This is a genomic window from Rhodomicrobium vannielii ATCC 17100 (assembly GCF_000166055.1).
In the GTDB taxonomy this organism is placed as follows: Bacteria; Pseudomonadota; Alphaproteobacteria; order Rhizobiales; family Rhodomicrobiaceae; genus Rhodomicrobium; species Rhodomicrobium vannielii.
In genome coordinates, this window is sequence record NC_014664.1 from 3651206 (window position 1) to 3673013 (window position 21808).

Here is a 21808-nt window from a genome sequence, read left to right on the forward strand (position 1 = left end):
AACGATGGACGGCTTTTCGCAGTCGTCCGAGCCGATGGACGCCTCTCACGATCTGGCCGGGATAAGCGCGCCGCTTGGCGCGTTTTTCATTTCGCTTCAGTCGGGCCGGATCGTTTCGGAACAGCCGGTTGAAGCGGCAGGCAGCCCCCGGCGCATTATTTGCGTTCTGATACCGCAAGACGCGCGTCATGGTCTCGCTGCGTCTCTCTCATCCTGCCTCGACGCGAAAGACCTTCGCGACATCGGACGCTACAAGAAGCGCGAGCGGCAACTCGGCATGGCGGCCGCACGCGTCGCGCTCAAGGCTTCTCTCCATGATCTGGCACGTCAGCGCCTTCCCGCCGATGTCGCGCTCGGAAAGACCGGGCACGGAAGGCCGGTGGTTGCGCGCCCCCAAGGCTTTTATATAAGCATCTCTCACACCGAAGGCATCGATGCGGTTGCTCTTGCCAAGGGGATCAACCTTGGCCTCGACGTAGAGGCCGCCAACATCGCTCCCGCAGAGACCATGCTTGCGGCCTTTCTTCCGCGAAGCGAAATCCTGACGCTTCGAGAAGTCGGCGCCGATCTGAGGCATGATCGCTTTCTCAAGCTGTGGACCGTGAAGGAGGCGCTTGCCAAGCTCACCGGCGAAGGGCTGAGCGAAACCGTTTCCGGCTGCGAAGTGCCGGATCACGACGGGGCGTTTCTTCATGCCGAGGCTGACGGCCACCGTTGCGTCGTCTACTCCGCGCGTATCGCCGATCTGACAGGCGGGCGCGAGCGTGGCCGTCTGGCGCTGGCCATCGACGCGCGTTGCCGCGACGGAGAGGACATCGTCCGGCTTGAATTTCGCATGGCGCTTCGCACCGCCGGGCGAACTGCGGAGGATAGCCTGAACCAGCGCATTCAATCTGCGGCTGAGATGAAGCCCGCCCTTTGAGGTGAAGGCGGCCTCCCGATCCTTTCCAATGCGGTAAGCCGTCAAGCGGCGTTCGCATGCTCAAGGCTACGCTCGGCCGACACGCCACCGCCTTTCGTCTCAAGAACCGGCAGGCGTTTCAGCGCGTCCGCCCGAGCGACTGGTGAGGCCGGAATGCCAACCGAATACGATCCCGGCGCCAGCGTTTCGCCCTTCATCAGCACCGACAGTGGCCCAAGCACCGCGCCCCGTTCCATGGACGTGCTGTAGAGCACAACGGCCATGTTCCCGACGGTGCACCCTTCGCCGATCACGAGTTTATCAGCCTTCATCACGCGATCTTCGAAAAGGTGGGTCTGGACGGTCGCGCCCAGGTTGAGGGCAGCATGGTCGCGGATCTCCACGAGGTCGAATTCGGAGAAGAGGGTTGTGTCCACGAACACCCAGCGGCCCACCTTGCAGCCGAACAGCCCGAGGCATGGCCCCGCATACGGCGTCCCGAGAACCGGCTCCATGATGTTGGCCGCAAGCGTCTCGAATACGCCGTTTATCACCTCCGTGAACCACACGTAGCTCGACCACAGCGGCTTGATCACGGGATGGAACGTCCCGCGCAGCGCCACCTTCACTGCGGCGGCTGCGAACAGCAACCCCAGCGCCGACGCGAAGGAAAGCAGCGGACTGAACAGGACTGTTTCTTCGAGGGAGTGCGAGTTGCGGATGGCAATCAGCGCATAGCAGAATGCGACAAGGGCCGCGCCGGAGAGCCATCCCGGCAGGCAGATGCGTAGGAAGTCGACGCAAGCGCGCGCGAACACCATCGAACGCGACGGCTTGTAGGTTTTCGAGTCCGCGAAAGCGCAGCTTGGCTGGACCACGGGCGAGGGCAATTCGAAACCCGGCGAGCCAAGCCAGCGGCTGTTGGCCTCCAGCGGCTCTTTCGTCTGCGGCGGTGTCGACAGGACGCCGACGAGGCTGTCGTCGCCGATCGTTGCGCCGCCGGGGACGAAGGCGCTGTTGCCGACGAAGGTCCGCGCGCCGATGTTCACCGCCTCGATCGACAGCGCACCGCGATGGATGCGAGCGCCTCCCACGATGCAGGCATCCGCCAGAAAGCTTCCGCCCTTCACTGTTAGGAGGTCGGGCGTAAACTGCATTACCGTCGATACCTCGACGCCCTTGCCGATCTTCGCGCCCAGCAGCCGCAGGACGGCCGGAAAGAACAGCGTTGAATAGAGCGGCTGAAGGATTTCGCGCGTGTTGTTCAGGAGATAGCTCAGGAACCAGTGCCGCAGATAGGTCAGGCTGCGCACCGAATATGTTCCGGGCCGTATCCTCCTCAGCACGACACGCTTCATCAGCACGGCGCAGGCGATGTACCACGCGACCGCGAGCGGCACCGCCACGAGAAGCGCGACAGCGCCGGCATAAACCCCGTAGTTGATGAGGACGAGGGCCACGAGAGCGATCGGCGGAAGCAGCGCGACGATCAGGAAATAGCCCATGACATAGACGAGGGCGAGATGGATCAGTCCCCACACCGCCTCGCCGCCACGGCGCGCCGTATTGGCCGGCGGCAGGTCGAAGTCGGCCGAAGCCGCAGGCACGCCGCGCAACTTCATGTCGGGCTGAAGGCGCGCGCCATCAGTGAGGAGGGACATGTCGTCGAGCGCGGAACCCGCCGCCATCTCGACATTGAGGCCAAGCGCGCAGTGCTGACCGATGAAGCAGTTTTCCCCGATGGTGATAGGCGCGATGACGAGCATTCCGTCTTCAACGCGGCAACCAAGGAACTGGGTTTCCGCGCCAATGCAAGCGCCGTCGCCGATGGAGACGAGATCGAAGGCCGAGCAATGCGCCGTCCCGATGACGCAGTTCTTGCCGACGCGCGCTCCCATCGCGCGAAAATAGAGGCTCATCAGCGGCGAGCCGACGAACATGGACGACCAACTCAGGCTCTGGAACTTGCCCACGAACCACCAGCGGAAATAATACAGGCCCCATAGCGGGTAGCGGCCCGGCTTGTATCGGCCAATCACGAGCCATTTCAACACGATGCTCAACGACAGCATGGTCGGCCAGATCAGGAAACCGGCCGCGGTCAGGATCAGCGCCGCATCCTCGGTTGTGGTCGCGCCTTCATAGGCCGATTTGAGAACGAGCACGGTCAGCGTCACAGGCGCGCTCAGGACGAGGTAGTAAAGCGCGATCGAAAGCGTTTGCAGCCCCACGCAGAGCCAACGCTCCCAGGGCGAAACGAGTTTGAACGCAAGCAGGCTCGGCAGTTCCTCTTGCGGACCTTCCCGGGATCGTTCATCGCGCGCTGGTTGCACATGGTCGCCGAGCGCCGCCGCGAGGGCGCGGATCGTGCGGTGCTGGTAGAGGTGGCGCACCGACACCGACGGCAGTCCGAGGCGCTCGCGCATTTCGGTGGCGACGCGCGCCGCCAGCAGCGAATGACCGCCGAGATCGAGAAAGAAGTCGTCCTCGACCGACACCGACGTGACGCCGAGGCACGTCCCCCAGACCTCGGCGATCCCGCGCTCTAGGTCGGTTTCCGGGGCCACGATCTGTTGTTCGCCCTTCAGCAACGTCTGGGGGAGCGGAAGCTGCCTGCGGTCCACCTTGCCGCTCGTCATCAACGGCAGCGCGTCGATCACATCGAGATACTTCGGAACCATGTATTCCGGCACGCGACGGCGAAGCAGGTCCGCAAGCTCGACACGGATTTCGCTGGTGATTTCCGCATTCGGCACGATGAATGCGCCAAGCTCCTTGGAGCCGTTCACGTCGAAGACATTAACCGAAGAGGCCGCGACCTGCGGATGGTCGAGAAGAACGGCTTCGATCTCCGGCAACTCGATCCTGAAGCCGCGAAGCTTGATCTGCCCGTCGATGCGTCCGAGGAAGTACAGTTCTCCATCGTACCCGAGCCGCACCAGATCGGACGTGCGGTAGAGCCGCCCGCGCGTGCCGGAGATGCGATCGGGCAGGAAGCGCTCGGCTGTCTGGCTCGCACGGTTGATGTAACCGGGCGATACGGCCGCGCCACCGATGTAAAGCTCGCCCTCCTCGCCGGGGCGCACCGGGTTGCCTCGTTCGTCGAGGACGTGGATCGCGTAGCCGGGAATGGCGGTTCCGATGCTGACGGGCTGGCCCGCCACGCATTCCGCGAGCGTTGCCACCACCGTCGCCTCGGTCGGGCCGTAAGTGTTCAGCATGCGACGGCCGGGCTTCGCCCAGCGGTTGACGAGATCGGGCGGGCAAGCTTCGCCGCCGAGTACGAGAAGCCGCACGTTCGGCAGATCGCGCGGAATCATCGCGAGAAACGACGGCACGGTCGAGAAATAGGAGACGCCCTCCTGCTCGATGAAGTCGGCCGCATCGGACGGGGAGCGGCCGATGTCCTCCGTCGGGATGACGAGCGTCGCACCGGTTGAAAAGGCCGCCCAGATTTCTTCGACCGACGCATCGAACGCCACCGAAAATCCCTGATAGATTCGGTCGCTTTTCTTGACGCCGTAGCAGGCTTTCATCGCCTTGACGAAGGCCAGCGCATTCTTGTGCGTGATCTTGACGCCCTTCGGCCGCCCGGTCGAGCCCGAGGTGTAGATGGCATAGGCCGCGCTTGTCGGCCGCACCGCGAGCGGGGCGAAGCGAACGGCCCGGATGCGTCGGCGCGCGGCGCGTTCTTCATCGGCGTCGAGGAGCAACCACTCGACGCTGTCGATCGTCTCCGCGATCTCACGCCCCAAGGTACCTTCGGACAGCACCAGCGACACGCGCGCGTCATCGCAGATATCGATAATCCTTTCCGCGGGGAATTTCGGGTCCAACGGAACGTAACCGGCGCCTGCTTTCAAAACGCCGAGGATCGCAGCGAAGAGATTCACCGACTTTTGGAAGTATATCCCTACGAGGCTGCCCGGCTTCACGCCCTTGTCGATGCAGCGGCGGGCGATTTTCGACGAAAGTCGGTCAAGCTGTGAATATGTAAGCGAAAAGCCGTCGCATTTTACCGCAACGCTGTGGGGCCACCTCTTCGCCTGCTGTTCGAACACGTGATGCAAAAGCATCGGTCTGCGCATTCTATCGTAAAGCAAATGTCTTCTCGCCATCGTTCGGCTCCCGCGTACGCGCAACGCTGCGCCCCGGTTCAGGTCGAGCTTTAAGGTTCTATGAAAATGTCTCGTTGGCCGGCGAGCCGGGCGGTGTCCGCCTCGTCAAGCGAGGCTTGCCTTTTCAGATGCAGAGCGCCGGACAGGTTTCCCGCCTGATGGCAAGGCAGGTTCCGTTGCGAAAGCCCGGGACGGAGCTTCTAATACTAACTCGGAAATTAACGATCCGGTTTTCTTTTGGCGATGTACATTTCATGGGATTCGTGTTCACTCATCAACTTTAATAATCCGACTTATAGTGCAAATATATAAACGCACGTCTAAGATGATGCTTTTTCATTATGTGAATTGCTTGTAGAGAATTATGAATTGCATTAGCGCTTCGATTATTTGTATGAAGAACCCTTCAGACTGACGCCGCAGCCGGTCGCGATCTGTGCCGCGCGTTTTGTCCGGTTTTCCGCAATCGTCGCGCGGGTGCCTTGCTTTCCGCGTTTGCGCTTCCTAAAACCATTCAAGAGAACAAGCGCGCTCGCCAGCCCGAGCGGAACGGACCGATCATGGCAAAGACACTTTACGATAAAATCTGGGACGACCACGTCGTTGAAACGCAAGCGGACGGCACGAGCCTTCTCTATATAGACCGCCATCTCGTGCATGAGGTGACGAGCCCGCAGGCGTTCGAGGGGCTTCGCACTGCCGGCCGCCGCGTTCGCGCGCCGCAGAAGACGCTGGCGGTTGTGGATCACAATGTGCCGACGACCGACCGCAGCCACGGCATCGACGACCCGGAAGCAGCCCTTCAGGTGCAGACGCTCGGCGAGAACTGCGCCGAATTCGGCATCGAATATTATAATGAACTCGACAAGCGCCAGGGCGTCGTCCACATCGTCGGCCCGGAACAGGGCTTCACGCTCCCCGGCACGACCATCGTATGCGGCGACAGCCATACCTCGACGCATGGCGCTTTCGGCTCGCTCGCGCATGGCATCGGCACGTCCGAAGTCGAGCATGTGCTCGCCACGCAGACGCTGATCCAGAAAAAGGCGAAGAACATGCGCGTGACGGTCGACGGCATTTTGCCGGACGGCGTGACCGCGAAGGACATCATCCTCGCCATCATCGGCGAGATCGGCACGGCGGGCGGCACGGGCTATGTCATCGAATATGCGGGCGAGGCCATCCGCGCGCTGTCGATGGAAGGCCGCATGACGGTCTGCAACATGTCGATCGAGGCGGGCGCGCGCGCTGGCCTCGTCGCGCCGGACGAGAAGACGTTCGCCTATATCGCGGGCCGTCCGCGCGCACCGAAAGGCGCCGCCTGGGAACTCGCGCGGAAATACTGGGAGACGCTGCCCTCCGATGAAGGCGCGCATTTCGACCGCGAAGTGAAGCTCGACGCCGCCGCGCTGCCGCCCATCGTAACCTGGGGCACGAGCCCGGAAGACGTGGTGGCGATCACCGGCACCGTGCCCGATCCGGCGAAGGTCGCCGACGACGGCAAGCGTGCCGCCGTATCCCGCGCCCTCGCCTATATGGGCCTTGAGCCGGGCGTGAAGATGACGGACATCGCCATCGATCGCGTGTTCATCGGCTCATGCACGAACGGCCGCATCGAGGATCTGCGCGCAGCCGCCGCGATCGTCGAAGGCCGTCGCGTTGCCGAAACGGTGAACGCCATGGTCGTGCCGGGCTCCGGCCTCGTGAAGGAGCAGGCCGAGGCGGAAGGGCTCGACGAGATTTTCCTCGCGGCGGGCTTCGAGTGGCGCGAACCGGGCTGCTCGATGTGCCTCGCAATGAACGCCGACAAGCTCAGCCCCGGTGAGCGCTGCGCCTCAACCTCGAACCGAAATTTCGAGGGACGGCAAGGCTTCAAGGGCCGCACGCATCTCGTCTCGCCAGCGATGGCAGCGGCGGCGGCGGTCGCTGGCCACTTTGTGGACGTGCGCGAGTTCGGCAAGAGCTGAGCACGCTTCAACGAAGCCGATCCCGCGTGTGTCGATGCTGCGCGGGATCGCAAAACCGTCAGGCGGATGGCGCTGGACGATAAAAGGCCGCTGGCCACCTCGGTTCGGCGGCCGATGAGTGGGTGGCCCGCGCCCCGGCTGCTCGCTCAGCAGCAATCTGAGTCGGCGGTTTGCGCGCCGGAGTTCGCCTTCAGCGGTACGGGATAGGCGGCCGGCACCGAAGCAATCGCGCTCACGGCTTCGACGTAATCGGCCGGCAGCCCGCAGGCCTTCGCGCCTTCCACGACATAGGCGAGATATTCCGTGCTCGGCGCGCGCTCGTCGCGAAGCGCGGCCTTGCGGTACATGACGGCGGTATGAACCGCCCCTTCCGCGTCGATGACTTCGACGGGATAGTGAAAGTAGGTGCCGGTGCCGTTGAGGCGAACGCCCTGAGCGGCGTCGAGCCGGTCTACATCCAGCCCCGAAACCTTGTAGATCACCCCCCAAAGGGCCTGTCCCGGCGCGGGCAAGGCGGCTTCTTCGGCGCCGTCCCAAACCTGCGTATAGCCGTGGAACGACAGCCTGTGGTCGGGCAGGCGCGCCAGCGTTACCCGCTCCGCGCGTATGCCGCGCTCGGCGAGCCAGGCGGGGTTCATGGCAGCGCCATAGATGAACGCGAGGACGGGCACTCTTCGCGGCGAGGGTTTGGCGTGCTTCGAGGAAGACGGCGGCCTTGCCGATAGAAGGGTTACGGACGATGTCATGTCATTCTCTCCTTATGCGCAGCCGCCGGACAGGCTGGCAGGCGCGCGGCGGCGCGACGTATCGCAGCCGGGGCGCCTTGTGACGGTGGCTTTCACGCCATGGGCGGGCGGCTCAAGCGTGACGATGGCGGCGTCAAGGTCGAGTTCTGCGACGCGCTGCATGAACCAGCGCGGGACGTGATCGCAGATGATTTCGAGCGTTTCGAACGGCGTCTGCGACAGAATCGGGATCAGAGCCTGACGCGAGTTGAGAAGCGGGTTCTTCTTGAGTTCTGAAGCGAGGTCGAAGCGGAAATGCCCCTCGCCGAGATCTTCGGCCGGGATGAGCGGCTCGGCGGCAGTGACGGGCTGCAACTGCACGAGCTTCTTCCCTTTGGAACCGCATCCGCCGGTATTGCACCCCTCGTGCGCGCTCGCGCAGTTGGCTGCGGCTTCGGCCTTTGCGCGCTCGCCCTTCTCGACGGTCGGCAGCGCATCGAGCACCGTCTCGCCCGACTTCCAGCTCGCGACGCCAAGCTCAGCGAAATAGGAATAAAAGAAGCCGCGCGCTTCGCTTGAGAGGATCACCTTGCACTCGCCGAACGATGTGGCGGCGGTCTCGATGGTTTCGCGCACGTTGGGCAGCGAGGCGTCCGCGCTCATCTCGAAGGGGATGTCGCCGATGGTCCGCCAGGTCTTCGCCTCGCCCTCGTAGAGCCGGAACCGGCCCTTTTTGTAAAGGCTGGTCAGTTCGCCGTCGTCGTTGACATAAGCTGCGATCTTCATCTCTGGCCTCGTTCCCGGTCTCGCGGCACTTGCACGAGCGCTTCGGGCTTCAGTCGGTCGTCATGAATTCGAGAATGCCGCCCGGACCCTCCCGAGGAAGCGGAGGGTCCGGTGGCGTTCGCGCCGCTCCGAAGGAGGAAGAAGCCGGCGCGTGAGAGGAGGCGGGGCTGGCGCTACCAGACGTTCAGCACCCACTCCTTGTTCTTCTTGTTTTCCATGTCCTGGAACAGCGTGTTGGCCATCTGCTCTGCAAGCCACGCCGCGCCGTTGTAGCCGACGACGGGATAGCGATAGAGGCCCGCGCGGTCGTAGGTCGGGAAGCCGACGCGCACCATCGGGATGCCGTAGTCGATGGAAATGAAGCGGCCCTTCGAGTGACCGAGGATGAGGTCGAGTTCGAGGCCCTTGTTCTTGATGCGGTCCTCAAGTTCCCAGAAGTCGGCGTTGGTCACGATTTCCATCTCGTGATCGACGTTCTCCTGAAGCGCCTTGATGCGCGGATCGTCGACATACTTCGAGTTGTCGTCGCCGAGCAGCAGGAGCTTCGGGCGCATTTCGAGGTCGAGGCAGAACTCGGCGAGGCCGATCACGAGGTCCGGCGCGCCGTAGATCGCGACCTTTTTTTCGGCGAGGAACATGTGGCTGATGTCGGCGATGGCGTCGAGCGCAACGCCGCGTTCGTGGACGAGCTTCTTCGGGATCGGCTTGCCCGTCACGTCTGACAATTGCTTCAGGAACGTGTCGGTGTTGCGGATGCCGATCGGCGTCGGCCCGATCACGGACGGCACCTTGTGCTTCTTCTTCAGGAAGTCGGCCGCCTTCCCGCCTTCGTAGCGGTTCAGCACGAAGGTTGCCTTTGCATTCGCCGTGTCGCGCAGGTCTTCGACCGTGGTATTGCCGTGGTTGACGTTGTCCTTCGACGGCAGGAGCGGCGAGTCGAAGCTTTCGATCTCGAAGAGAACGTTCGCCTCGATCTCCATCTCCTTGAGGAGATGCTTCAGCTCCTTCACGTCGCCGGGGTTCACCCAGCCCGTGATGAGGGTGATCTTCTCGGACGGCTCGCCTTTCTCCGCGAACTTCTTCACGAAGTCACGCACGGCGAGGTCGTAGCCGGAGATCATGGAACCGACGAAGCTCGGCTGATGCATCGCAAGCAGATGAACTTCGCGGCCTGCGAACTTCTCGGCCAGAAGCCCCTCTTCTAGCTTCGTGATGACGCCGTCCACGTCGTCGCCGATAACTTCGGTCGAGCAGGTGGTGATGATCGGCACCACCTTCACATGCGGATAGCGCGAGAGCAGCACGTCCACGGCTTCCTCGACGCGGTTCAGCGCGCCGAACACCGCGCCGTCTTCGTGCAGAGACGACGACGCGATTTCAAAGCTTTCCTTCAGATGCTGCGAGATAAGGAGCCGCACGAACATCACGCAGCCCTGGCCGCCGTGCACGATCCCGATGCAATCCTTCACGCCGATGGACGCGAACTGCGCGCCCGCCGGCTGGCAGGTGAAGATCGGGTTGACGACGCCGGCCCTTTCCTTCGGCACTACATGGCAAGTCATTGTCTGTGGTCCTTTTCTAGTAGTGCTGAACGGTCAGTTCTTCGTTGAGCGAGCCGTCGATGGTGAGGAAGTCGAGGCGCTCATGCAGAGCCTTGATCAGCGCCTTGATTTCGTCGTGCGACAGTTCGTTGATCCAGGGGAAGCGCGCGCGATACTCGCGGGCGAGGAGCACGGCATCCACCCAGTAGCATTTGTCGTTCGCCGTCTCGTGCACCGGTGTCTCGCCGCACAGAAGCTGCGCCGTCTGCCCCAGAATGCCCGCGTTCTGCTTGCGGCGGTCCCAAGCTCGTGAGTTGAACTGCCAGAGACACTTCTTCATGATGTAGTTGAGAAGTTGCTCGACGCGGTCTTTTGTCAGATCGTCCATTGGTCCTTGTCTCTCTGTTACTCGGCCGCAACCGGAGCGGGTTCTTTCTTTGGGAAGACCGGGTAAGTCTTCGCGCGAAGGTCCGGGATGGGGTCCAGCTTGCCGTCGTATTGCTTGAGGATCGGATCGTTGACGACTTCCGGCGGCAGGGTCGCGTCGGAGATCATCTTGCGGGTGAGGAAGCCCTTGTCGGTCGGGATCTCGTCCTTCGAGATGTCGAGGTTCGACAACTGGTGCATCGGCGAGTAGATCGCGTTGTAGATGTCGCGCGCGAAGCGGACCCACCCCTCGTAACCCTTGTAAGGGCCGTTGTGATAGCCGTGCGCGTTGAGGTACGGAACGCCCGCCTTCTTCGCGACTTCGCCCGGACGCTTGCCGGTGAAGATGACGTCCGGCTTCAGCATCTCGATAGCTTCGAGACCTTCAAGCTCGTTCGGGTCGTCGATGGCGAGAGCGCCCTCGGAGCAACGCGAGATGCCCTTTTCCATGTCGCCCTGATGGCCGAACTTCGTGTAGACCGAGACGACCTTGAGGCCCATTTCCTCTTCGATGACGTGCGCCCAGTGCCAGAGCTTCGAGCCGCCCGGCCACAGGCAAACGCGCTTGCCCTTGAGGCGCTCCTTGTACCAGTCGAGCTGCGGCTTCCACTTCGCGGTTTCTTCCGCGATGATAGCTTCCGCGCGGTCTTCGATGCCGAAGAACAGGCCGATCTTGCGCAGCGAGCCGGAGAGCGGCTCGAAGCCGAAGCCGTCGATGTCGAGGCGCGGGATGCCGTAGCGGGCGCGCAGCTCGTCGCAGATATATTCGGCGGAGCGGGCGCATTCGAGCACGTTCAGATGAGCGCGATGCATGGCGCGCAGGCCGTCATAGCTGCCGTTGCCGGTGAACGTCGACAGCACCTGGATGCCCATGCGATTGAAGAAGTCGAGCATCACTTCCTGGTCGCCCTGGATGTTATACTCGCCGACGTAGTTGATCACATAGTCGCTCGTGATCTCCGGCTCGACGGTGCCGACCTTCTGGTTGATCCACGCGATGTTGATCTTGTGGTGACCGCCCGACTGGGACGGACCGGCAAAGCCCGGCGAGTTGCAGACGAAGATGTCCACGTCGGGCCGCTCTTCCATCACTTCCTGTGCGATGGCGTCGATGTCGTCGCCGATCAGCGCGGTGGCGCAGGTTTGATAGATCGTCATGCGCTTGATTTCGGGGAACGCGTCGAAAGCTTCGTGAATGTTCTTCTTCAGAAGCGGCTCCGCGCCGAACACGATGTGCTTTTCCTTCACGTCGGTCGCGAAGGTATATTTGAGCTGGAAGTTGTTGTTGTCCGAGATGTAGCGCTTCGTCTGCCACGTGTCGTAGGTGCAGCCGACGGGGCCGTGACTGATATGGATCACGTCCTTCATCGGCGTGCCGATCACGTGCTTCGCGCCGCAATAGGCGCAGCCGCGTTCGGAAATCGAACCCGGAATGGTGTTGAGATATCCCTTCGGCAGCGCATGGCTCAGGTCTTCGCCCGGGCCCTTGATGACCGCATGCTGCTTCCGCTCGGGAATGCACTTGCTGGCTTCAAATTCATGATACGGCATGGTTCGGTTCCGTCCGGTGTCTTGGGTCGCGTTTTGTGTGGACGAGCCGCTTGAGAGGCGCGCCCGACCCGCGAGGCGGCATGAGTCGCCCGTGCCCCCCGGACGTGTCCGGATTGCCCGTATTCTCGCGATGTCGGTGCGTTCTCTTTCGCGGCTCGTCCGCGAAGGACGTCAGTCGAGCAGGCCGTACTTCACGACCATCGATTCCAGTTCGTCCATGTTGAGCGGCTTCGGAATGACGAAGTCCTTGTTCTCAAGGATTTCCTTGCCAAGCTGCTTGTATTCCTGCGCCTGCTTGGCCTCGGGATCGAATTCCGTCACCGTCTTCTTGTTGAATTCGGCCTTCTGCACGATGTTGTCGCGCGGAACGAAATGGATCATCTTCGTGCCGATGGCGGCGGTGAATTCGTTCAGGAATTCCTTTTCCCCGTCGACCATGCGGCTGTTGCAGATGATGCCGCCGAGGCGCACGCCGGATTGCTTGGCGTATTTCACGAGGCCCTTCGCGATGTTGTTCGCCGCGTAGATCGCCATCATCTCGCCGGAGGCGACAATGTAGACTTCCTGCGCCTTGCCATCACGGATCGGCATCGCGAAGCCGCCGCAAACCACGTCGCCCAGCACGTCGAAGAACACGAAGTCGAGGTCTTCGGTGTAGGCATCGTTCTCTTCCATCAGGTCGATGGCGGTGATGACGCCGCGGCCTGCGCAACCAACTCCCGGCTCCGGGCCGCCCGATTCCACGCAGCGGATTTCCTTGAACCCGGTCTTCACGACCTTATCGAGCGTGACCTTCTCCGCGCCGTGAATGCGCAGCGTATCCATCACGGTTTCCTGCATCTGGCCGCCAAGGATGAGACGCGTCGAGTCTGCCTTGGGGTCGCAGCCGTGGATGAAGATGTGCTTGTCATGGAAAAAGGCGAGCGCGGCCGCGGTGTTCTGCGTCGTGGTAGATTTACCGATGCCGCCCTTGCCATAAATGGCAACCTTGCGAGTCATAAAGGGGTGCTCCTGAGAGTGATCTTGCGTTGGCGGCCATCTCGCCGCCTTCACACCCCTACAATAGCAACCTGCGTGCCAATACTGTCGATGCGGGCGAAAAAATAAGAATGACACCAAAAAATATTTCAAAGATCGGCTGAAGTGCCATTTATACTCACAATAATAACAGGAATGAAAAAATAGAACGCCTTTTTACATCCGTGTAAATTCTCGACTCGCTGCCTTCCTCTTCCTTCCGGCCTGGCAAAGCCCTAACGGTAAATCTCGCCCGGCTTTCGACCAAAATTGTAAATTCCCCTATCGGTCACGTTTGGGGCACGGTTTCACGAATGTCCGAGGGTGCTTAAAAAAAGCCGAGCATGTGATGGGCTTCGTCCGGGCGACAAAATCCGCAAGCGGCCGATGCGCCTTTCGCGGCCGCCGTGGAGCGATCGGGAATTTCGATGGTGGGGAGTGCGCTCGCCTGAGCTTTGCGGCAGCGACGTTTTGTCGGCTTTGCGATGCACCGGAACGTGACGCGGCGGAGGGGCATGCGGCCGAAGCGCGGCGCTAAAGCATGGTCGCCGTTTTTCACGCCCAACAATGAGAGGGCGCTTTTGATTTCATCAAAGCGATAACGCCTAACGTATGCCCGCGTTCACCTTGTCGGAGCGCTCGCTCCCGCTTCCATTCTGCGGCTTGTACGCGCCCGAGCGGAAGTTCTTGTAATTGATGCCGTATTTCTCCATCCGCACGCCGAGCATCCGGCGCGTAAGCCCAAGCTCCTGCGCGGCCGTGCCGATGTTACCGTTGGAGCTTTTCAGCGCCTCGACGATCATCTCGTATTCGACCGCTCGCACCTTTTCTTCAAGCCCGACACCGAAGCCCGTGCCGCTTTCCTTCGGCGTCTGCAGCGAGGGCGGCAAATTGTAGGCGTGGATCACCTCGTCATCGGAGAGGATGACCGCGCGCTCGATGACATTTTCCAATTCGCGCACATTTCCAGGCCAATGATACGCCATCAGCATATTCAGCGCGGGCGTCGAGATACGCTTCACGCTGCGCCCGTTGGCCTCGCAGGACTTCGCGACGAAATAATCGGCGAGCAGGATCACGTCCGAGCCGCGCTCACGAAGCGGCGGCACGGTGATCGGCACAACGTTGAGGCGATAGAACAGGTCTTCGCGGAACAGGCCGTTTTCCACCATCTCGGGAAGATTGCGGTTCGTCGCGGCGATGATGCGCAGATCGACCTTGATGGATTTGCCGCTGCCGACGCGCTCGACGGTGCGATCCTGAAGCACGCGCAAGAGTTTTGCCTGCACGGTGAGGCTCAGTTCGCCGACCTCGTCGAGAAAGATCGAGCCGCCGTCCGCTTGCTCGAAACTGCCCTTGTGCGTCTGAAGCGCGCCGGTGAACGAGCCCTTCTCGTGGCCGAACAACTCGCTCTCGGCGAGCGCTTCGGGGATCGCGGCGCAGTTGAACTTCACGAACGGGCCGTCGGCGCTTGCGCTATTATAGTGAATGGCGTTCGCCACCAACTCCTTGCCGACACCGCTTTCGCCGAGGATCAAGATTGTCGCGCGCGTCGAGGCAACCTTGCCGATGAGGTTATAGACCTCCTCCACCATCGGCTTGGAATTGCCGATGATGTTCTTTGGCTTGTAACGCTCCTTCAGCGCGTTCTTGAGGCGGCGATTCTCGTTTTCGAGCCGCACCTTGTCGTTATTCGCGATGAGATAAAGCTCGACGGCCGGCGCGATCATGAGCGCGATGGCCGCGAGAAATTCCGCGTCCTGCTTGAAAAGATGGGGGTTCAGATAGACGCGTTCCGCGCCGATGGCTCCGAGAACGCGCTGGCCGAGCAGGATCGGCACGCAGAAAAATGTCGCCTTCGGGTGTTTGCGGTCCTCGTGCGCCTTCGTGCGGTCGAGGAAATCGGTGCTGTCATGCAGGCGCGGCACAACGATGAGCTTGCCGCTTTCCACCACCTTTCCGGTGACGCCTTCGCCAAGCGAATAGATGCCGCGCTGCTTCTGCTCATCGGTGAGGCCAAAGCTGTCGTGGATGAAGATCGTCTCGGACTGGCGGTCGTAAAGCGTGATCGCGCCGCGATGCATGCGCAGCGTCTCGCGCATGACGTCGAGGATGATGCGCAGCGGCTCGGTCAGATCCTGCGCGGAAGAAATCGCGCGGTTCAGCCTGTAGAGGATCGGCAAGACGTTCGCGCGGCACTCGCCGGTGAAGCAATGCGTGAAGTCATCGACGGGCGAACCCATGTCGAGGTCGAGTACCAGTGTGTCGTCCATTTATCCTGCCTTCAGAGCTCCTGCGATCACGGCCGACCCGCCAAGGCGGCATTCCCGGGGGGCCGGCCGATTCCGTCGAGCTGAGCCACGTGTCGCCGCGTGTTGAAGACGCGGACCGCTCGGTGACGCAGGCATGCAAACTATACGCCAAGCTGTATCGATAAGGGAATAGCTTTATTCGTTCCAAATCCAATTTTCAGCGCCTGCCGAAAAACGGGTTACGCGTTCGTGGGGGAGATCAGCGCCATCAGATTGTCGTCAAGCCGACGCGCGGCTTCGTTGAAGGCTGGTAGCCGCGCTTCCGTCTCGCCTTCCAGCACCGATCCGGGATGTCGCGCCATTCGGGCACCGCTTCGGGCGTGCGATACTGGAAACCGTAGGCGTGGCGGCCGATGCGGATCGCCTGGGTTCGGACGATACGACCATCACAAACTTTTATCGGTCGCCTATCAGCCCTCTTCAACTGCTCAGTTGCAGCCGGCTCTCCGCGCGCGGACGGCTATCGCCTCACGGTCTCGCGCGCAGACGGCTGCTCGTCTCTCGCCCTCGAACTGAAAAGCGACGACAGCGGCGCGCTCTGGCTGACCCCGCCCGTGTAGGCCTGCAAAACCTTCACCTTGGTCCCGACCTTCGCGATTGAGGCCAAATGCACGACATGCTCGTTCTTCAGGCGAAAGCAGCCCGACGAGTTCGCCTGTCCGACGGTGCGCTCGTTGTTGGTGCCGTGGATGCGATAGACGGTATTGCCGAGGTAAAGCGCTCGCGCTCCTTGCGGATTGCGCAGGCCTCCTGACACCGTAATCGGCAGACCGGGCTGGCGCTTGTGCATCTCCTGCGGCGGCGTCCAGGACGGCCACTCCGCGATGCGCGTGATACGTTCCGTCCCCGACCAGGTAAACCCATCGCGGCCGACCGAAATCGGATACTCATAGGCTCTTTTGCCGGGCAGCACGAAATAGAGTTTGCGGCTCTGCGTATCGACGATGATGGAGCCGACTTCCTCGTTCTGGTTGAAGTAGATGATCGATGGCTCGGCAGGCGCAATGTCGGGACGAGCGCCGCCATCCATGTACTTCGGGTAGACGACCGGTTTGCGCCGCTCGACACGCTGCGCCTCATCCTGTTCCGCCTGCCTTCGGATGTCGCTCTCGAAAACCGGGCGGCCGTCGGTCCAATTCTCCAGCGCGAGTGCCGAAACCTGCCCTGCCACGAGCCCGGCCACAAGCGCCGATAGAAACGCGCTCCAACGTCTCATACCTTCCCCCCGTACTTGCCCAGACGCCGCCATGCCCAGTTGCGTCGATATGCCGACAATCCAATACCGAGCCTGGCTCGCAGCAACAAGTCCGTGCCGACTTTCGCGGTCCATTGCCACCCGAGACTGTGGCTATTTCGCAATGAAAATTGTCATCAATCGATGCCGCGGCCCAGCGCTGGCAATGTGGCGAGCAGAAGATTGAGCGCTGGCGAAAGCCACGTCGATTCATACGAGGTCTGACTATCGTTGAGCCACAGCGCAATCACTGCAAACAATAATAGCGGCAGAGGAAACCACGCAAATACCGGCCGCGCCTCCTGACTCACGAAGCGCGCTTTGCTCTTGGAGTAATCATTCATGGGCCATACGCAGGCCGATAGCTCATTCCTTTCTGGGGAGCGTACAACCTCGCGATGGCATGTCCAACTCCCGGCGCAGGCGACCCGCGCTTTCAACCGCTGTTTTGCAAAAGCCATAAGCCCGGATTGCATCCGCCGCGCGAGGCTGTAGTGTCGCGCTCCCCAGGAGCGGCGCCAGCGCCACGTTTGAAAAGCGCGATGATGAGTTCTTCGATCGGTATCGATTTCGGCACCACCAATACTGTGCTTGCCGCGAAGACGGCGGATGGGATCGTGCAGCCCGTGACATTCCAGCATGCCGATGCGGAGTTCTCGTCCTTTCGATCCGTGCTTGCCTTCTGGCGGGAGGAAGGCGAATGGCTGCCGGAAACGCTTTGCGAAGCGGGGCCGTGGGCCATTGACGCCTTCATCGCCTACCCGACTGAAACGCGCTTTTTCCAGTCCTTCAAGACTTACGCCGCGAACAGAGGTTTTCAGCACACCCAAGTCTATGGAAAGCGCTATCGTTTCGAGGACATCCTCGCCGCATTCTTCGAACAGGTGAACGCGCGCGCGGGCGGGGCCGCGCCTCTGCCGCGTCGTCTTGTGCTCGGGCGGCCCGTGAAATTCGCTGGCCCGAAGCCGGATGCCGCGCTCGCCCAGCAGCGCTATGAGGCTGCGTTCAGGCGCTTCGGCTTCGAGGAAATCCATCACGTCATGGAGCCCATTGCGGCCGCCTACTACTATGCCCACAAGCAGACGCGGGCCTCGACTGTGCTGGTTGGCGATTTCGGCGGCGGCACCAGCGACTTTTCCATCGTCTCATTCGAGCCGACGCCAAGCGGCATGCATGCCCGGCCCGTCGCGTTCTCCGGCGTCGGCATAGCGGGCGACACGTTCGATTTCCGCATCATCGAGCATGTCGTCGCGCCAGTACTCGGCAAGGGCTCGAAATACAGAAGCTTCGAGAAGTTGCTCGACATGCCGCAAAGCTACTATCACAGCTTCGCGCGCTGGAGCGATCTCTGCCTCATGCGCTCGTCCGGCGCGGTCGCGGAGTTGAAGAGGCTGGCTGCGGCGAGCGTCGAGCCGGAGAAGATCGAGCGCTTCATCGCGCTCATCGAGGGCAACGTCGCCTATTCGCTTTACAAGGCAGTGTCGGAGGCCAAGACGCAGCTGTCTCGCGACGAGAGCGCGAGGCTGACGTTTGCCGCCGCTGGCGTAGAGCTTGATGCGCAAATCGCGCGCGCGGATTTCGAGCGCTGGATCGCGAGAGACCTCGCCCACATCTCCGCCAGCATCGACGACGCGCTCGCAAAGGCCGGACTTGCGGCGGACGCCATCGATCGAGTGTTTCTCACCGGCGGCACGTCCTTCGTGCCCGCCGTGCGACGGCTGTTTACCAAGCGCTTCGGCGTGGAGAAGGTCGATTCCGGCGACGAGTTCGTGTCGATTGCCAACGGGTTGGCGCTGATCGGCGAGGAAGAGGATATTGCGCGCTGGACCGTCGACGAATGCGCCACCGGGAATGGCGTGGCTTGACCGCCAGTTTCACAAGATGAGTTGCGGTATCGACGGACGTCAGAAATCGGGGACGTGGGCGGATCGATGGCTCATCGATCCGGTGCGGCGGGGCTATGACGGCATCGGGTTCTATCCCGATCCCGCTGACACGGGAGCCCCAGAGGGCCATTACAATCTCTGGAAAGGCTTCGATTTCGAGGCACGGCAGAAGGTCAAGCGCTACTCCGTTTTCCGCGACCATCTTAGTCGATGTAGGTGAACCCTCGCCATGCACCGCGCCCGTCGAGACGCATCCGGCGCCGGACCCGCTCGCTGCGGATGCAGACGGCGCCTGGAAGATTCACATGCGCTATCGATAGATTTACCGGCCAGTTTTCATCTCGACTGCGATTCGTCCAAGGCTGCGGATCGCGGCGTCAACATCTGGCGTAAGGCACCGCCCAACGCTGAGACGAAAGGCGTTGTCAAACCGCCCCGATGCCGAAAAGATAGGGCCGGGTGCGATCGAAATGCCTTCGGCAATCGCGAGTTCGCTGAAGCGCATTGCGTCGAATGGTGCGGGAATTTCCACCCAGAAGACAAATCCACCGCCCGGCTCACTTATCAGGGTTCCGATGGGGAAGCTTTCCAGCACGAGCGTACGGATCGCAGATGCCTGCGACCCGAATAATCGGCGCAGCCCGTCGAGGTGCCGACGATAAGCGCGCCCGTCAAGATAAACGGCAAGGGCTCTCTGCGTGAGCGTGGTGACGCCTGCGTTGCAGGGGGCTCGCACACGTTCGAAACTTTCGGCAAAACGCCCCGGCACACACCATCCGATGCGGAAACCAGGCGCGAGCGTCTTCGAGAATGAAGAGCAATAAAAAACCCACCCTTCCCGGTCGAAGCTCTTCATCGGCAGCCTGCCACGCCCGGCATGATGGAGTTCGCCATAGACGTCGTCTTCGATCACCGGCAGTCGGTGGCGCTCAACAACTGACATGAGACGCGCCATCGCTTCTGGCGGCATGGCAAAGCCGAAAGGATTATGAAATGTCGGGTTAAGCGCAAGCGCCGCGAGTGGCATGGCTTCTGCGATACGCTCCAACTCGTCGATGTCTATGCCGCGATGCGGATCGGTTGCGATCTCGACAGCGCGGAGGCCCAGCGTCTCGATCCATTGCAGGATGCCAAAAAAGCATGGGGATTCGACCGCGACCGCAGCGCCGGGAGAGGTCAGCGCCATCAAAGCCAGTCCGAGCGCCTCGCTCTCTCCCGTGGTCACAACGATGTCGTCCGGGACGAGCGACACCCCACGCAATCCAAGAATATGGACGATGCGCCGGCGCAGATCAGGATCGCCGTTTCGATGCCCGTAGGCGAGAAGCGATGCACCGCCTTCTCTAACCGCTCTTGCAACGGCAACGGCAAGTTCCTTGTGAGGCAGCAGTGCTTCGTCCAATTCAGCCGCGCCGAGAGGCATGACGCGGCCAGCCGCGCCTGCGCTGATCGTGGCCCTGAAAATCCGGCCGATCAGCGCATTGACATTGGCCGAAGCGGGTATCGGCGCTGTCCGCGTTGCGGAAGGTGTGTTTCGCTGCCGCGTCCTGCTGCAGACATAAAACCCCGAACGGGCGCGCGCTTCAACGAAGCCGTTCTGTTCGAGTTCAATGAGCACGCGCGCCGCCGTCGTGGCGCTGACCTGGTGCGTTTTCGCCAGCGTCCTGACTGAGGGAAGCCGCTCACCTTCGCGATAGAGACCGGCCTCAATCTGGGCTCCGATCTGCTCGGCAATTTCGCGGTAAAGAAGTTGGGAGTTACTGCTCATGAAGGCGGCCATCGCAAACTGTGCCGCTCAGTTTTCACGAAACTGCTCCTGCCGCAAGCCGCGGCCGCACGCTAAACCGGCCTCATCAGAGGGGGAGCAAAGCCACAATGTGGAAGGATTTCTCGTTTTCGGCGACAGTTGCCGGGTTCATCGCGGTTGTCGTCTCGTACGCGGGGCCGTCGCTCATCATCTTTCAGGCGGCGAGCGCGGCCCATCTCAGCCACACGGAGCTATCTTCCTGGATATGGGCGATCTCCATCGGGGCGGGCATCTCGGCTATCGGGCTATCGCTGTTTTTTCGCGCACCGGTCATCACGGCATGGTCGACGCCGGGCGCGGCGCTGCTCGTTACCTCATTGCCAGCCTATTCCTATCCAGAGGCTATCGGAGCCTTCGTCTTCGCCGCCGCGCTCATCATGGTGATCGGCATCTCGGGGCTGTTCGATGCGGTGATGGCACGCATTCCGAAATCCATCGCGGCCGCCATGCTCGCGGGCATCCTGTTTCGGTTCGGCACGGATGTCTTCACGAATTTCCCGGCTTCGCCCGTCCTGGTCGGCACGCTCTTCGCCGCTTATATCGTGCTGAAACGTCTTCTGCCCCGCTATGCCATCGCGCTGGTGTTGGTTCTGGGCGTCGGGCTTTCCGCGATCGGTGGCGAACTTCATTTCGACGCCTTCCATCTTGAACTGGCGCGACCCGTCTGGACCACGCCGGAATTCTCGCTGGCCGCCATCATCGGGCTCGGTGTTCCGCTGGCCCTCGTGACGCTGACAGGACAGTTCCTTACAGGCGTCGCGGTGTTGCGCGCCTTCGGATACGGCACACCGTCGGGGCCGCTCGTCTGGAGCACATCGGCGCTCTCGGTCGTGATGGCGCCGTTCGGTTCGCATGGAGTCAATCTCGCGGCGATCACGGCGGCGATCTGTTCCGGCACCGAAGCCAATCACGATGCTGGCAAGCGCTACATCGCGGGCGTCGCCCTCGGCGTCATTTATATCATCGTTGGCTTGTTTGGAGCGACGCTCGCCTCTCTTTTCGCGTCGTTGCCGAAAGAACTGGTGGCGGCCGTGGCGGGCCTCGCTCTGCTCGGCGCGATCATGAACGGCCTTGCTGGCGCGATGGACGTCGAACGGGAGCGCGAACCCGCTCTTCTCACCTTTCTGGTGACGGCCTCCGGCATGTCCTTCCTTGGGATCGGTTCTGCTTTCTGGGGGCTCGCGGTCGGCGTCATGGCAGCGCTTGTTCTTCTACCGCGTGTGACGACCCGAACCGAACATTCAGGAAAGGTCGTCGTGACATCGGCCACGCGATGACCTCGGTGGCTAGTGGTCCGATCACGCGCTCAGCCGTGACCTCCGCAGATTCCGCGACCCTCGTGCGTCCTCCCCGACGATCGCCTGAATACGAGGATCGCCAAGAAGGCGCGAAGCCGTTGTGGCTGCACTCTTTTCCGCATATCCCGCTCGCTTGACGCTCAATGTTTGTGGATATGCGGATTGCGTAACGCAAGCGAATAGTGCGTAACAAAATACTACGCACTATCGGGAAAAATTAGGAAGAGGGCGGAGCTACA

Annotated in this window: 17 protein-coding genes; 5 read left to right on the forward strand and 12 right to left on the reverse strand. The window is 61.7% G+C overall.

Going from position 1 to position 21808, the window contains the following annotated elements; genetic code table 11:
* Nucleotides 1–4 precede the first annotated feature (4 nt).
* Nucleotides 5–922 carry a 4'-phosphopantetheinyl transferase family protein gene (locus tag RVAN_RS19325; protein WP_013420898.1) on the forward strand — a complete coding sequence of 306 codons (918 nt, stop codon included), beginning with the start codon at nucleotides 5–7 and terminating at the stop codon, nucleotides 920–922.
* A 41-nt stretch (nucleotides 923–963) separates the two neighbouring features.
* Here the strand turns inward: RVAN_RS19325 and RVAN_RS16810 are convergent, their stop codons facing one another.
* Nucleotides 964–4977, reverse strand: a complete 4014-nt coding sequence (locus tag RVAN_RS16810) for a Pls/PosA family non-ribosomal peptide synthetase (protein WP_169309578.1) — start codon at nucleotides 4975–4977, stop codon at nucleotides 964–966.
* Between the two features lie 602 nt (nucleotides 4978–5579).
* On the opposite strand from RVAN_RS16810, the gene leuC reads away from it, so the two are divergent.
* Nucleotides 5580–6986 (forward strand): 3-isopropylmalate dehydratase large subunit, encoded by a 1407-nt coding sequence (leuC, locus tag RVAN_RS16815; protein WP_013420900.1) that lies wholly within the window; start codon nucleotides 5580–5582, stop codon nucleotides 6984–6986.
* Between the two features lie 146 nt (nucleotides 6987–7132).
* On the opposite strand, the gene RVAN_RS16820 is transcribed toward leuC, so the two are convergent.
* From RVAN_RS16820 to RVAN_RS20385, 10 genes are all read right to left on the reverse strand, one after another.
* Nucleotides 7133–7732, reverse strand: a complete 600-nt coding sequence (locus tag RVAN_RS16820) for a gamma-glutamylcyclotransferase family protein (RefSeq protein ID WP_013420901.1) — start codon at nucleotides 7730–7732, stop codon at nucleotides 7133–7135.
* A 12-nt stretch (nucleotides 7733–7744) separates the two neighbouring features.
* Nucleotides 7745–8497: a Fe-only nitrogenase accessory protein AnfO gene (gene anfO / locus RVAN_RS16825; RefSeq protein ID WP_013420902.1), complete on the reverse strand. Its 753-nt coding sequence runs from the start codon at nucleotides 8495–8497 to the stop codon at nucleotides 7745–7747.
* Nucleotides 8498–8670: 173 nt separating this feature from the next.
* Nucleotides 8671–10059, reverse strand: a complete 1389-nt coding sequence (anfK, locus tag RVAN_RS16830; protein ID WP_013420903.1) for a Fe-only nitrogenase subunit beta — start codon at nucleotides 10057–10059, stop codon at nucleotides 8671–8673.
* 16 nt (nucleotides 10060–10075) lie between these two features.
* Nucleotides 10076–10426, reverse strand: coding sequence for a Fe-only nitrogenase subunit delta (anfG, locus tag RVAN_RS16835; RefSeq protein WP_013420904.1), 351 nt, complete (start codon nucleotides 10424–10426; stop codon nucleotides 10076–10078).
* A 17-nt stretch (nucleotides 10427–10443) separates the two neighbouring features.
* Complete coding sequence (gene anfD / locus RVAN_RS16840; RefSeq protein ID WP_013420905.1) at nucleotides 10444–12015, reverse strand: nitrogenase iron-iron protein, alpha chain; 1572 nt, start codon at nucleotides 12013–12015, stop codon at nucleotides 10444–10446.
* Nucleotides 12016–12186: 171 nt separating this feature from the next.
* On the reverse strand, nucleotides 12187–13014 hold the full coding sequence (gene nifH / locus RVAN_RS16845; protein ID WP_013420906.1) for a nitrogenase iron protein: 828 nt from the start codon (nucleotides 13012–13014) through the stop codon (nucleotides 12187–12189).
* Between the two features lie 623 nt (nucleotides 13015–13637).
* Nucleotides 13638–15305, reverse strand: coding sequence for a sigma-54-dependent Fis family transcriptional regulator (locus RVAN_RS16855; RefSeq protein WP_013420907.1), 1668 nt, complete (start codon nucleotides 15303–15305; stop codon nucleotides 13638–13640).
* 218 nt (nucleotides 15306–15523) lie between these two features.
* Entirely contained in the window at nucleotides 15524–15646 is a 123-nt protein-coding gene (locus RVAN_RS21060; protein ID WP_280642113.1) for a hypothetical protein, read from the reverse strand.
* Nucleotides 15647–15804: 158 nt separating this feature from the next.
* Entirely contained in the window at nucleotides 15805–16560 is a 756-nt protein-coding gene (locus RVAN_RS16860) for a L,D-transpeptidase (RefSeq protein ID WP_013420908.1), read from the reverse strand.
* Between the two features lie 155 nt (nucleotides 16561–16715).
* The gene (locus RVAN_RS20385; protein ID WP_013420909.1) at nucleotides 16716–16922 is read right to left on the reverse strand and encodes a hypothetical protein; all 207 of its coding nucleotides are present in this window, start codon (nucleotides 16920–16922) and stop codon (nucleotides 16716–16718) included.
* 201 nt (nucleotides 16923–17123) lie between these two features.
* Here RVAN_RS20385 and RVAN_RS16865 point away from each other — a divergent pair, with 201 nt between their 5' ends.
* Nucleotides 17124–18443 carry an Hsp70 family protein gene (locus RVAN_RS16865; RefSeq protein ID WP_210160484.1) on the forward strand — a complete coding sequence of 440 codons (1320 nt, stop codon included), beginning with the start codon at nucleotides 17124–17126 and terminating at the stop codon, nucleotides 18441–18443.
* Nucleotides 18430–18684, forward strand: coding sequence for a hypothetical protein (locus tag RVAN_RS16870; RefSeq protein ID WP_041787813.1), 255 nt, complete (start codon nucleotides 18430–18432; stop codon nucleotides 18682–18684). The genes RVAN_RS16865 and RVAN_RS16870 overlap by 14 nt, the downstream gene beginning before the upstream one ends.
* Nucleotides 18685–18786: 102 nt before the next feature.
* Here the strand turns inward: RVAN_RS16870 and RVAN_RS16875 are convergent, their stop codons facing one another.
* Entirely contained in the window at nucleotides 18787–20232 is a 1446-nt protein-coding gene (locus RVAN_RS16875) for a PLP-dependent aminotransferase family protein (protein WP_169309579.1), read from the reverse strand.
* Nucleotides 20233–20339: 107 nt separating this feature from the next.
* Here RVAN_RS16875 and RVAN_RS16880 point away from each other — a divergent pair, with 107 nt between their 5' ends.
* Nucleotides 20340–21548, forward strand: coding sequence for a benzoate/H(+) symporter BenE family transporter (locus tag RVAN_RS16880; RefSeq protein WP_013420912.1), 1209 nt, complete (start codon nucleotides 20340–20342; stop codon nucleotides 21546–21548).
* The last annotated feature ends 260 nt before the right edge of the window (nucleotides 21549–21808 follow it).